The 12,886-nt window shown below is 61.7% G+C and carries 9 protein-coding genes; all 9 read left to right on the forward strand.

Features of this window, described 5'->3' with window-relative positions; all coding sequences use genetic code 11:
* The first annotated feature begins 159 nt into the window (after positions 1–159).
* The 9 genes from IWX88_RS00570 to mmsB all read left to right on the forward strand — a co-directional run bounded on the left by IWX88_RS00570 (position 160) and on the right by mmsB (position 12,843).
* Positions 160–1,533, forward strand: coding sequence for an ABC transporter substrate-binding protein (locus IWX88_RS00570; protein WP_196826467.1), 1,374 nt, complete (start codon positions 160–162; stop codon positions 1,531–1,533).
* Between the two features lie 137 nt (positions 1,534–1,670).
* Entirely contained in the window at positions 1,671–2,804 is a 1,134-nt protein-coding gene (locus IWX88_RS00575; RefSeq protein ID WP_196826468.1) for a carbohydrate ABC transporter permease, read from the forward strand.
* Positions 2,801–3,778 carry a carbohydrate ABC transporter permease gene (locus IWX88_RS00580; protein ID WP_196826469.1) on the forward strand — a complete coding sequence of 326 codons (978 nt, stop codon included), beginning with the start codon at positions 2,801–2,803 and terminating at the stop codon, positions 3,776–3,778. The genes IWX88_RS00575 and IWX88_RS00580 overlap by 4 nt, the downstream gene beginning before the upstream one ends.
* 94 nt (positions 3,779–3,872) lie before the next feature.
* Positions 3,873–5,744 carry an ABC transporter ATP-binding protein gene (locus IWX88_RS00585; protein WP_370568174.1) on the forward strand — a complete coding sequence of 624 codons (1,872 nt, stop codon included), beginning with the start codon at positions 3,873–3,875 and terminating at the stop codon, positions 5,742–5,744.
* Positions 5,745–5,787: 43 nt separating this feature from the next.
* Complete coding sequence (locus IWX88_RS00590) at positions 5,788–7,152, forward strand: cystathionine beta-synthase (RefSeq protein WP_196826470.1); 1,365 nt, start codon at positions 5,788–5,790, stop codon at positions 7,150–7,152.
* A 58-nt stretch (positions 7,153–7,210) separates the two neighbouring features.
* Positions 7,211–8,362: a cystathionine gamma-synthase gene (locus tag IWX88_RS00595; RefSeq protein ID WP_370568117.1), complete on the forward strand. Its 1,152-nt coding sequence runs from the start codon at positions 7,211–7,213 to the stop codon at positions 8,360–8,362.
* 184 nt (positions 8,363–8,546) lie between these two features.
* The gene (locus IWX88_RS00600) at positions 8,547–9,731 is read left to right on the forward strand and encodes an ROK family transcriptional regulator (RefSeq protein ID WP_196826472.1); all 1,185 of its coding nucleotides are present in this window, start codon (positions 8,547–8,549) and stop codon (positions 9,729–9,731) included.
* Positions 9,732–9,958: 227 nt separating this feature from the next.
* Entirely contained in the window at positions 9,959–11,482 is a 1,524-nt protein-coding gene (gene mmsA, locus IWX88_RS00605) for a multiple monosaccharide ABC transporter ATP-binding protein (RefSeq protein ID WP_231368785.1), read from the forward strand.
* Positions 11,479–12,843 carry a multiple monosaccharide ABC transporter permease gene (mmsB, locus tag IWX88_RS00610; protein WP_231368710.1) on the forward strand — a complete coding sequence of 455 codons (1,365 nt, stop codon included), beginning with the start codon at positions 11,479–11,481 and terminating at the stop codon, positions 12,841–12,843. Before mmsA ends, mmsB begins: the two co-directional genes overlap by 4 nt.
* Positions 12,844–12,886: the final 43 nt, after the last annotated feature.

The raw sequence follows: 12,886 nt of genomic DNA on the forward strand, positions 1-12,886 counted from the left end.
TTAGACGATACCTCAGAATAAGTGCTTGCAGAATGAGTGGATCACCCGTACGTTGTCCTATGGAACCGGTTCCCTATTTCGAGCGGCAACCCGTCAGGCTCGATGTGTACTAATTCCATTCCTATGCCCCAATCCCAACCCTCAACGAGGAGGAGTCACATGAGTTCGACCCCGCTCCGCAGCTCAACACACGGCAAGAAGCTCCACCGCAGGTTCACTGCACCGATCGCCATCTTCACCATCGCCGGGCTCACACTCGCGGGTTGTTCGGCATCCGGTGGTGGCAGCACCTCCGCCAAGGGCCCCGGTGACGCCGGCAAGGCCGACGGCGTCGTGACCATTTATGGCACCATCGTTGACACCGAATCAGAACTTCTCCAAAAGTCGTGGGCCGACTGGGAGAAGAAGAACAAGATCACGATCAAGTACGAGGGATCGAAGGAATTCGAGACGCAGATCAGCGTTCGCGCCCAGGGTGGCAATGCCCCCGACATCGCGATCTTCCCGCAGCCCGGACTCCTCAAGGATCTCGCCTCGCGTGACCTCATTCAGCCGGAGCCTGCCGCGGCAGCAGCCAACGTGAAGAAGTACTGGTCGGCGGACTGGGCCGGGTATGCCTCGTCCGGCGGAACGCTCTACGCCTCGCCACTGATGGCGAGCGTGAAGGGCTTCATCTGGTACTCGCCGGCAAAATTCACGGAGTGGGGCGTCGAGGTTCCCAAGACCTACGCTGAGCTCCTCACCCTGACGAAGACCATCCAGGAGAAGACGGGCAAGGCCCCGTGGTGCGCGGGCTTCGGATCGGATGCGGCAACGGGCTGGCCGGGCACGGACTGGGTCGAAGACCTCGTACTCCGCCAGGCCGGTGCCGAGACCTACGACAAGTGGGTCACTCACAAGATCCCGTTTACAGACCCGGCAATCAAGAAGGCGTTTGACTCCGTTGGCGAGATTCTCAAGAACCCGGCCTACACGAACGCCGGTCTCGGCGACGTGAAGTCGATCAACGCCACGCCGTTCGGTGATGTTGCCCGCGTCATCGGAAACGGCAGCTGCGCGATGACCCATCAGGCATCATTCTTCGATGGATTCATCCAGGACCCGAAGAATGGCAACGCGACTGTCGGACCGGATAAGCAGATTTGGGCCTTCATCACCCCACCGACCGACGCGAGTGCCGGCCCGGCCGTCACCGGTGGTGGCGAAATGGTCGCCGCGTTCTCTAATGACGCCGACACCCAAAAGGTGCAGGCGTACCTGTCCAGCCCCGAGTGGGCGAACAGCCGCGTCAAGCTCGGTGGTGTGATCAGCGCCAACAATGGTCTCGATCCGGCCAGCGCATCCAGCCCGATCCTGCAGTCTGCGATTAAGACCCTCCAGGACCCGAAGACGACGTTCCGTTTCGACGGGTCTGACCTCATGCCCGGGGTTGTCGGTGCCGGCTCGTTCTGGACCGGCATGGTCGACTGGATCAACGGCAAATCGACGGACGAGGTACTGAAGACCATCGACGCGTCCTGGCCGTCAAGCTAGCGGTGCAGGCACCGAGATAACATCCCAGCGTGGCTGGCCGACAGGAGAATTTCCCTGTCGGCCGGTCACGCCCATTGCTACGGTAGCTAATGCAACTGCAGGCTCCTGAGTCCATTGACGTACTCGAAAAGGGCACGATGTCAGATTTCTTTCGCTGGATTGCGACGCTCCCCGCGTTGGCTCAGATCCCCCTCGTGGTCGGCGCGTTCGTCGCTGTCGTCGCGGTCATCCTGTTCTTCGTCGAGATCGCTCCGCGTTCCGGACGGCGCTACACGGTCATCCGCCTCGCAGTGTGCGTTCTCACGCCGCTCGTCATGTTCCTGTTTCTCGGCTCGGTGCTGTGGGCAGCCGCGGTCGCCGCAGTGCTCGGCGGAATCTTCTTCATCCTCGACTACCGCGCGAAGAAGGGGGCGGGCTACCTCATGCAGTTGGTCGGTTTTCTCGCCCCGGCCCTGATCCTGCTCCTTGTTGGCCTGGTCTACCCGACGATCTTGACGACGATCGCCGCGTTCCAGAACAACCGCGGTAATCGATTTGTGGGTGTCGAGAACTTTGTCTGGATCTTCACGCAGCCGACCGGCATCCGGGTCGTGCTGAATACGGTCATCTGGGTGCTCATCGTTCCGGCGTTCTCCACGGCGATCGGGCTCGCATACGCCGTCTTCATCGACAAGTCGCGCGGCGAGAAATTCTTCAAGATCTTGGTGTTCATGCCCATGGCGATCTCGTTCGTCGGGGCCAGTATCATCTGGAAGTTCGTCTACACGGCCCGCCCCGAAGGACAAAACCAGATCGGCCTGCTCAACCAGATCGTGGTCGCCTTTGGCGGTCAGCCCACCGACTTCGTCTCGAACTCCCCGTGGAATACCCTCTTCCTCATCGTCGTACTCGTCTGGATCCAGACCGGGTTCGCAATGGTCGTGCTTTCGGCGGCCATCAAGGGCGTGCCGACCGAGCAGCTGGAGGCCGCGGAACTGGATGGTACGAATGCCTGGGAGCGGTTCGTCAATGTGACCGTGCCGGGCATCCGCTCTTCCCTCATAGTCGTGCTCACCACGATCTCGATTGCGTCTTTGAAAGTGTTCGACATCGTGCGCACTATGACGGCCGGGGCCAACAGCACGAGCGTCATCGCCAATGAGATGTATACGCAGTGGAAGGGCTTCGAAAACGGGCGCTCGGCCGCGTTCGCGCTGGTGCTCTTCGTGCTGGTCTTACCCATCGTCATCTACAACGCACGGCAGATTCAGAAGCAGAGGGAGATCCGATGAGCGCTGTCACCCCCATCGACCTACCGATCGACGCAGCAACCCGACGCGCCCTCGGGAGGGGCGAACTCGCGGCAGAGCGCAGCGTGACCAAGCGCACCAAGAGACGCCTCACCAGTCGCGGGGCGACCATCGCGTCTCTCATCATCGCCGTTCTCTGGACGGTGCCGACTTTCGGGCTCTTCATCTCCTCCATCCGTCCGGCTGCGCTGATCAACACCACCGGGTGGTGGACCATCTTCCAGAATCCCGGGCTTACCTTCGACAACTATTCGCAGGTTCTGAAGGCAGGCAACAGCCAGCTGAACCTCGCACAGGCGTTCATCAATTCGATCGCCATCACGCTGCCGGCGACCTTGATTCCGCTCACCCTCGCGAGCCTTGCCGCCTACGGGTTCGCCTGGATGAATTTCCGTGGCAAGAACTGGATGTTCATCGGGGTGTTTGCGCTGCAGATCGTGCCACTGCAGATGGCCCTTGTTCCCCTCCTGAGCCTGTTTTCCCGCGGCCTCAGCATCGGCGATGTCCAGGTGTTTTCTGGATTGAATGCGGGCGGCTCCTACACGCAGGTCTGGATCGCACACACGATCTTCGGACTTCCTCTCGTCATTTTCCTGCTCCATAACTTCATCGCGGAGTTGCCCGCAGAACTGATCGAAGCGGCGCGCGTGGATGGGGCGGGGCACGGGCAGATCTTCTTCCGAATCGTGCTTCCGCTCACCATGCCGGCCATCGCCTCGATTGCGATATTCCAGTTTCTTTGGGTCTGGAACGACCTGCTGGTGGCACTGGTCTTCGCCGACGGTCAAGTGGCCCCGATGACCAAGTTGCTCGCGGAGATCACCGGTGGTCGCGGCCAGGACTGGCAGCTACTCACCTCGGGGGCGTTCATCTCGATACTCGTTCCGCTCCTGGTGTTCTTCGCGCTCCAGCGGTTCTTCGTGCGCGGCCTGCTCGCGGGCAGCACCAAGGGCTGAGGCATCCGCAGCTCCCTGAAGCGGTCAAGTTGCGCCGAGGGCGAATGCGCCACGGATTATCAGGGTGCCTGCGTACAGTAATTGAGTGAGTGGAATGCGTGGCGGTAGCACCCCAGTGGGGCGGATGGGTAAGCAGCGCACCCGCATAAGCGGCTCCGATGCGGAGGCCCAGAAGGCCGCGAATGAGGATGCCCCGAGTATTCCCAACTTGCTCGGCCGCATCACGGAGCTGTTCCAGCCTCACCGCCGGGCACTGATCATCACCGCAATACTCGTGATTATCGGCGCTGCACTCTCCGTGCTGCCCCCCTTGCTCACCCGCCAGGCGTTCGACGTCGGGCTCTTCCCGCCCGTGGGCCGACCGAACTTCTCGGTGCTGCTCGAGATCGTCGGGCTCATGATCGTGATTTACGTCACTTCTGCGGGGCTCGGGGTCTGGCAGACCTTCCTCACCGCCACGGTCGGCAACAGGGTGATGGGTGCGCTGCGGGTGCGGCTGTTCGGGCACCTCCAGAAAATGGAGCTGGCGTTTTTTACCCGCACCAAGACCGGCGTGATTCAGTCCCGTCTGCAAAACGACGTCGGTGGTGTGTCGAGCGTGCTCACCAACACCGTGGCGAGCGTGCTGGGTAATACGGTGACAGTCGCCGCCGCATTCGTGAGCATGCTCGTGCTGTCCTGGCAGCTCACGATTGTGGCCGTGATCCTGATGCCGATCCTGGTGATCGCCCAGCGTCGGGTGGGTCGAGTGCGGGCGAAAATCGCGACCAAGACCCAGGAATCGCTCAGTGACATGACCGCGATCACACAGGAAACCCTGTCGGTGTCGGGCATCCTGCTCGCCAAGAGTTTCAACCAGCAGGGAACTGAGGTCGCGCGGTACAGCGGCGAGAACGACAACCAGGTCCGGCTGCAGGTGCGCGAGCAGATGAGCGGCCAGTGGTTCTTTGCCATGGTGCAGATCTTCCTCGCCATCATCCCGGCCGTCATTTACCTGTGCACCGCGTGGCTGCTCTCCAACAGCGTGCCGGTCACCGCCGGCACGATCGTTGCCTTCACGACGGTGCAGGCTCGGCTGATGTGGCCGCTTCTCGGACTCATGCGAGTCGCGCTTGACCTGCAGACCTCGCAGGCGCTGTTTGCTCGAATCTTCGAGTATCTCGACCTGCATCCCGCGATCTCGGATGCCCCGAATGCGCACCCGGTCAACGCCGCAAAGCTCGGTCACGTGCAGTTCGACAACGTGGTGTTCGCCTACCCCGACTCCGGGGATGACACACCTCCGACCCTCAAGGGGGTCTCCTTTGCGATTGAACCGGGAAAATTCGCCGCCTTTGTCGGGCCGTCCGGAGCGGGTAAGACCACGGTGTCCTACCTCATCCCCCGATTGCACGATGTGACGGGCGGCCGAATCCTGTTCGCCGGGGACGACGTGCGCGAGCTTGAGCAGGATTCCCTGGTGGCCAACATCGGCATCGTCAGCCAGGAGACCTATCTGTTCCACGCCACGATCGCCGAGAACCTGCGCTATGCGAAGCCGGGCGCGACGGATGCGGAGCTCGAGCGCGCGGCGCGCGCCGCGAACATCCATGACACCATCGTGTCGTTCCCGCTGGCCTACGACACCGTCGTCGGCGAACGCGGATACCGCCTGAGCGGAGGTGAGAAACAGCGCATCGCTATCGCGAGGGTCTTGCTCAAGGACCCGCGGGTTCTCATCCTCGATGAAGCTACGAGCGCCCTGGACTCCATCTCTGAACGGATCGTGCAGGAAGCCCTTGATACGGCTTCAGCTGGCCGCACAACCATCGCCATCGCACACCGTCTCTCGACGATCGTGGCTGCGGATGTCATCTTCGTGGTCGATGCCGGGCGCATTGTGGAGCAGGGCAGCCACGCCGAGCTCACCGCGCTCGGCGGCGTGTACGCCCGTCTCTACAGCCAGCAGGTCACCCAGCGCGAGTAGTTACCCAACTGTGCCCGGACCTCGCTGGTAGATTGGGATCACTATGAAGTTTGCCAATAGCGTGATCGACCTGGTCGGAAATACGCCCCTCGTCAGGCTCAATCGAGTCACGGATGGCATCGCGGCCACCGTGCTCGTCAAGGTGGAGTATCTCAACCCCGGCGGATCGTCAAAAGACCGCATTGCCACCCGAATCATCGATGCCGCGGAGCGCGACGGACTTCTGAAGCCGGGCGGCACCATCGTCGAACCCACGTCGGGTAACACCGGCATCGGGCTCGCGCTCGTCGCGCAGCAGCGTGGCTACCGCTGCGTCTTCGTGCTGCCCGACAAGGTGGGCGAAGAGAAGCGCAACGTGCTGCTGGCCTACGGTGCTGAGATCGTCGTCACCCCCACTGCCGTCGCGCCAGACAGCCCGGAGTCCTATTACTCGGTCTCGGATCGGCTGGCCCGCGAGATCCCCGGGGCGTTCAAGCCCAATCAGTACGCCAACCCCAACGGTCCGCTGAGCCATTACGAGACCACCGGGCCGGAGGTCTGGCGCGACACGGAGGGGGAGATCACCCACTTCGTCGCAGGAGTCGGCACCGGCGGCACAATCAGCGGCGTCGGCAAGTACCTCAAGGAGGTCTCGGGCGGTGCGGTCACTATCATCGGGGCCGATCCGGAAGGGTCCGTGTACTCCGGCGGCTCCGGTCGCCCGTATCTGGTCGAGGGTGTCGGGGAAGACTTCTGGCCGGCGGCCTACGACGGATCCGTTGTCGATGAGATCATCGCCTCGTCCGACGCCGAATCATTCGAGATGACCCGGCGCCTCGCGCGCGAGGAAGGCTTACTCGTTGGAGGGTCGAGCGGCATGGCCGTGGCATCCGCCCTCAAAGCCGCACGCCTACTGCCGGCCGAGGCGGTAATGGTGATCCTGCTTCCGGACGGTGGCCGAGGCTACCTCAATAAGATCTTCAGCGAGAAGTGGATGCAGTCCTACGGCTTCACGCAGGTCTCGGACGAGAAGACGGTCGCTGATGTCGTCGGCCACAAGTCCGGGTCGCTGCCAGCCCTCGTGCATGTGCACCCCTCTGACACGGTTCGTGACGCCATCCAGATCATGACCAAATACGGCGTTTCGCAGCTGCCAGTGCTCTCCGCCGAACCGCCGGTCGTGATCGGTGAGGTGGTCGGCGCGATCGAAGAGAAGACACTGCTCGAGCAGGTGTTCAGCGGCGACGCGAGCATGACCGATCCGGTGGGGAAATTTATTGGAGCTCCGCTGGGTTTGATAGGAGTGTACGAACCGGTGAGCAAAGCGCGAACTGCCTTCGGCACAGCGGATGCCCTGCTCGTTACCGAGAATGGAAAACCGATCGCTGTCGTCACGCGGCACGATCTGCTCACCTATCTCTCTGACTGACCGCATTCCTCAGACAAGCCCCGGCAACAGAAAAGCTCCCGTAACAGGAAAGACCACCGTGACCGACTTCTCTACCCGCGCCATCCACGCAGGCCAGGCCTTCGACCCGAGCACCGGCTCGGTCATTCCGCCGATCTACCAAACCTCCACGTTTGTGCAGAAGAGTGTCGGTGACCTGCGTGGTGGCTACGAGTACGCCCGTAGCGCGAACCCCACCCGAGACTCCCTGCAGCTACTTCTCGCCGATCTCGAGGGGGCGAAGCACGGGTTCAGCTTCGCATCCGGCCTCGCCGGGGAAGACACTCTGCTGCGGTCGATCCTGACTCCTGGCGACCACGTGATCATGGGCAACGACGTCTACGGTGGCACGCACCGGCTGGTCAACCGGGTCTTTGTGCCGTGGGGCATCGGACTCGACACGGTGGAGATGACCGACCTCGACGCGGTGCGCGCGTCGATCCGTCCGAATACGCGGGTGCTCTGGGTGGAGACGCCGAGTAACCCGCTCATGAAGATCAGCGATATTGCCGCGCTCGTGGATATCGGGCACGCCGCCGGCGTGATCGTTGTCGTCGACAACACGTTCGCGTCCCCCTATCTGCAGAACCCCCTGGCTTTCGGAGCCGATGTCGTCACGCACTCGACCACCAAATACCTCGGGGGGCACTCCGATGTACTCGGCGGTGGCGTCGTGCTCAACGACGACGATCTCGCCGAGAAGATCGGCTTCCTGCAGTTCGCCATCGGACCGGTCTCCGGCCCGATGGATGCCTGGCTCACCGTGCGCGGCATCAAGACCCTCGCCGTACGCATGGAGCGCCACACGGCGAACGCGCACGCGATTGCGGAGTCACTGGTGGGACATCCGGCGGTCGAGCGCGTCTACTACCCGGGCCTTCCGGGCCATCCCGGCCATGAGCTTGCCGCTCGACAGATGCGTGGGTTCGGTGGCATGCTCTCCGTTTCTCTCAGCGCCGGCCCGCATGCCGCGCGGGCATTCGCCGAGTCGACGGAGCTGTTCCAGCTCGCAGAGTCTCTCGGGGGCGTCGAGTCACTTATCGGGTACCCGTCAGAGATGACACACGCTTCGGTGCGCGGCACGGCGCTCGCCGTGCCGGAGAACCTGGTGCGACTCTCGGTGGGGATTGAGGGCGTCGATGATCTTCTCGCGGATGTGCACAGCGCGCTGGATCGGGTTGTCCGCAGCTGAGGTGCAGCTGGGCAGCGATCGCGGACATCCCTGCGGGCACCCGCCCAGCCCGCTTTTTGGCCCCTGGACCTCGTCGTTCCGCCGGAGCCGAATCCGCCGCCGCAGGCAGAGGAGATCAGTGAGATGTACAACCGTTGCATTAACTTCTTGACGACGGCCTGCCTGATGATGCATGCTCGTCAGCATGCCTGCAACAACGCAATCCCCTCCGCAGGGCGACCGGAATCCCGGATCACAATCGGCTCTGCGCGAGCTCAACCGACAGCGAGTGATTAGTTCCCTGCTCGGAAGTGGTCCACTGACCCAGGCCGAGCTGGCGAGACAGACCGGGCTGTCCACCGCGACCGTGTTCAATATCGTGAAGATGATGCTGGCGAGCGGATCCATCGAAACCCAACCGACCACCAGCTCCGGGCGTCGGGCCCTTCTTGTTCGATTGCGTAACAATGGCGCCGTCGCCGTTGGTGTCGATTTCGGCCGACGCCACTTACGCATCGTTATCGTGACCCTCGGATTCGAGGTTGTCGCGGAGCAACATGTCGAACTGCCGATCGGACACCGCGCAGAAGCGAGCCTCGATCGAGCATCACAGTTGCTGTCCGGGATGCTCGAGGAGCAGAACATCCCGCCGGCGGCCGTGCTTGGTGTCGGGGTCGGCATTCCCGGACCGATTGATCGGCGCACCGGCACGGTTGTGCAGGGTGCGATCCTGCCGGAGTGGGTGGGCATCCACCTAAATGATCTCGAAAAGCCCCTGAATTTCCCGGTGGTTTTCGATAATGATGCGAATCTGGGGGCTCTTGCGGAGGTTACCTGGGGCACTCACAACACCGTCAAAAATCTCGTCTTCGTGAAGATCGGCAGCGGTATTGGTGCCGGTCTCATCCTGGATGGGCACCCGTTTTCGGGCAATTTCGGGATCACCGGTGAGATCGGGCACCAAACTATCGCCGACAACGGAATTCCTTGCCACTGCGGTAATCGCGGGTGCCTTGAGACCGTCGCATCCACCTCGGCGATGATGGCGCTTCTCGGTACCCGCGCCCCGGTTACGACCTCGGACATCATCCGGAACGCTCTCGCTGGCGACGCCGCGACACTGCGCGTGATGGATGATGCTGGCGCAGCGATCGGCCGCGGGCTGGCGAGTATCGCGAATCTGATCAACCCGGAGGTGATTGTCATCGGCGGGCCACTGGCTAGTCTTGGGCAGATTCTGCTTGCCCCGATCACGCGTGGACTATTGCGCCATGCAGTGCCAAGCGTTGGTGAAGCAACCCGTCTGGTGATGTCTTCCCTCGGTGATCGCGCGGAGGCGCTCGGGGCCGCATCCCTCGTGTTGCAGTCTCCGGGGCTGCTTCGCGGATGACAATTTCCGGGGCGCAGTGACGCTATTGCGTTCACAACTTGATGACAACCCGAGAAAATCGGCTTAGACTCACAGCGATCGATTTCTTCTCCAAAACGAGACAAGGTAGTCCGGCGTGACACAACAGGCGTCCTTCCCAGTTGCACACCTGAACGACCCTCGCCTCTCGGCGAGTTCTGCTGATGGAGCGGGGGTGCACCGTGGCGAATGAAACCGTGATCCTTGAGATGCGTTCGATAACCAAAGAGTTCCCGGGCGTGAAGGCGTTGGATGGTGTCTCGCTCAGCGTCAAAGCCGGCGAGATCCACTCCATCTGCGGTGAAAACGGCGCGGGCAAGTCGACACTCATGAAGGTGTTGTCGGGTGTGTACCCCTTTGGGAGCTACCGGGGTGACATCGTGTTCCAGGGGCACGAGTCACGCTTCAAGGACATCGGCTCGAGCGAAGCCGCCGGCATCGTGATCATTCATCAGGAGCTCGCGCTCATCCCGGAGTTGTCGATCACAGAAAATATTTTTCTCGGCAACGAGCCGCGCCGCTTCGGTGTCATCGACTGGGTACAGGCCAAGAAGCGCGCGGTCGACCTGCTCGCCCGCGTTGGTCTCGAAGACGATCCCGATACTCAGATCAAGAACATCGGCGTCGGCAAGCAACAGCTTGTGGAGATCGCAAAGGCGCTCAACAAGTCGGTGAAGCTGCTCATTCTCGATGAGCCGACAGCTGCGCTGAACGAGGCCGACTCCCAACATCTGCTCGACCTCATTCTCGGTCTCAAGGGTCGCGGAATCGCATCGATCATGATCTCCCACAAGCTCAACGAGATCGAGCAGATTTCGGACTCAATCACCATCATTCGAGACGGCAAGACAATCGAGACGCTCAACGTGAAAGCCGACGGCGTTGATGAGGATCGAATCATCCGCGGCATGGTCGGCCGTTCACTCGAGAACCGCTTTCCTGAGCGCACCGCCGAGATCGGCGAGGTCTTCTTCGAGGTCAGAAATTGGACGGTGCAGCATCCGCTCACTGCCGAGCGCATGGTGGTCAAGAATTCCAACTTCGTCGTGCGGCGTGGTGAGGTGGTCGGCTTCGCCGGACTCATGGGGGCCGGCCGTACCGAACTCGCGATGAGCCTGTTCGGCCGCTCCTACGGAACCTTCATCTCCGGGCAGGTCTTCAAAGACGGCGAAGAGATCAAGTTGCGCAACGTCACCGAGGCGATTGCACACGGCCTCGGGTATGTGAGCGAGGATCGCAAAGCGCTCGGGCTCAACCTGCTCGACGACATCCAGAATTCCATCGTGTCAGCGAAGCTGACCAAGATCGCGAAGCTGTCGGTGATCGACAAGGTCGAAGAACACCGGGTCGCCGAGGGATACCGCAAGAGCCTCCGGATCAAGGCACCACGGGTAAACGAGGGTGTCAATACGCTGTCAGGTGGCAATCAGCAGAAGGTCGTTCTTGCGAAGTGGATGTTCACCGATCCCGACCTGCTGATTCTCGACGAGCCCACGCGAGGTATCGACGTCGGTGCGAAGACCGAGATCTACGGAATCATCCGTGACCTCGCGTCCTCTGGCAAGGGCATCATCCTCATTTCCTCCGAACTGCCGGAACTGCTCGGTGTCTCGGACCGCATCTACACGATCTTCGAGGGCGCGATTACGAACGAAATGAGCGCCGTCGAAGCGAATCCCGAGTCCCTGATGAAGAGCATGACCTCAGCGAAGAAGAAAGCCACCCTGATATGAGCGAACCAGTCACCGCGGCCAAGAAATCTGGCGGCATCCGCGACCTCGGCAAGATGTTCGGCAGTGGATCGAGCGGGCGGCAGGTCGGCATACTCGCGGCGCTGGTCGTCATCATCATCTTCTTCCAGATCACGACCGGCGGCCTCACCCTCGACCCGACCAACCTGATCAACCTGGTCAACTCGAACGCGTATGTGCTTATCCTCGCGATCGGGATGGTGATGGTGATCATCGCCGGTCATATCGACCTGTCGGTCGGCTCGATTGCGGCATTTGTTGGAATCGTCGTTGCAACGTCGATGGCGAGCTGGCAGTTCCCCTGGCCCGTCGCAATCCTTCTCGGCCTGACCCTCGGTCTCGTCATCGGCGTCTGGCAGGGCCTCTGGGTCGCCTACGTCGGGGTGCCGGCATTCATCGTCACGCTGGCCGGAATGCTCATCTTTCGGGGAGCGAACCAGTACTTCGGCAACTCCACCAGTGTCACGGTGCCGTCCGACTACACCTTTATCGGAGCCGGATTCCTGCCGGATTTCGGGCCAGACACGACCTACAGCAACGGCACGCTGATCCTCGGCCTGATCGTCGCCATCGTCGTAATTGTGCGGGAATGGCGCCTGCGCAGCACCCAGAGAAAGATGGGATCCGAGACGTCGCCACTGTGGGTGAGTGTCGTGAAGGTCGTGATACTGGACGCGCTCGTGGTCTACGCGACCCTCCTGTTCGCCGGCGGACGCATCGGTACGAGCTTTCCGGTCTCCGGAATTATCCTCGGTGTGCTGGTGCTGGTCTATTCGTTTATCACGCGGAACACCACTTTTGGCCGCCACATTTATGCCGTCGGAGGCAACTGGCACGCCGCGGAGCTTTCGGGCGTCAAGATCAAACGAATCAACTTCTTTGTCATGATGAATATGGCCTTCATCGCATCCATAGCCGGCATGATCGGCGTGGCCCGTGCCGGTGCCTCCGGTGCGGCTGACGGCGTCGGCTGGGAGTTGGATGCCATCGCTGCGGTCTTCATCGGCGGGGCGGCGGTTTCTGGCGGCATCGGAACCATCGTCGGATCCATCATCGGTGGGCTCGTGATCGCGGTGCTGAACAACGGCCTGCAACTACTCGGCGTCGGAATCGACCGGGTGCAGATCATCAAGGGACTGGTGCTCTTGATCGCGGTCGGAGTGGATGTGTGGAGCAAGAAACAGGGCAGACCCTCCATCATCGGCTTGATGACCCGCAACCGCAGTGCGCTCACGGATGCTCAGTCCGGTGCGCAGGTAAACACCCGGGTCGACCGTCCGTCGGTCGAGCCAACCGACAGCACGGAGGAATCGGTGCGTCCACAGTCCACTACACCGAACTGACTATTCGTGCGTAGTCCCTGGGAACGATGACTGTTCCCAAATT

Source organism: Frigoribacterium sp. CG_9.8, from assembly GCF_015751965.1.
Classification (GTDB): domain Bacteria; phylum Actinomycetota; class Actinomycetes; order Actinomycetales; family Microbacteriaceae; genus Lacisediminihabitans.

Bases quoted from the DNA above. Each gene is read 5' to 3' on its own strand.
- IWX88_RS00570 (WP_196826467.1), top strand. From the start codon at position 160: ATGAGTTCGACCCCGCTCCGCAGCTCAACACACGGCAAGAAGCTCCAC.
- IWX88_RS00575 (WP_196826468.1), top strand. From the start codon at position 1,671: ATGTCAGATTTCTTTCGCTGGATTGCGACGCTCCCCGCGTTGGCTCAG.
- IWX88_RS00580 (WP_196826469.1), top strand. From the start codon at position 2,801: ATGAGCGCTGTCACCCCCATCGACCTACCGATCGACGCAGCAACCCGA.
- IWX88_RS00585 (WP_370568174.1), top strand. From the start codon at position 3,873: ATGCGTGGCGGTAGCACCCCAGTGGGGCGGATGGGTAAGCAGCGCACC.
- IWX88_RS00590 (WP_196826470.1), top strand. From the start codon at position 5,788: ATGAAGTTTGCCAATAGCGTGATCGACCTGGTCGGAAATACGCCCCTC.
- IWX88_RS00600 (WP_196826472.1), top strand. From the start codon at position 8,547: ATGCCTGCAACAACGCAATCCCCTCCGCAGGGCGACCGGAATCCCGGA.
- mmsA (WP_231368785.1), top strand. From the start codon at position 9,959: ATGCGTTCGATAACCAAAGAGTTCCCGGGCGTGAAGGCGTTGGATGGT.
- mmsB (WP_231368710.1), top strand. From the start codon at position 11,479: ATGAGCGAACCAGTCACCGCGGCCAAGAAATCTGGCGGCATCCGCGAC.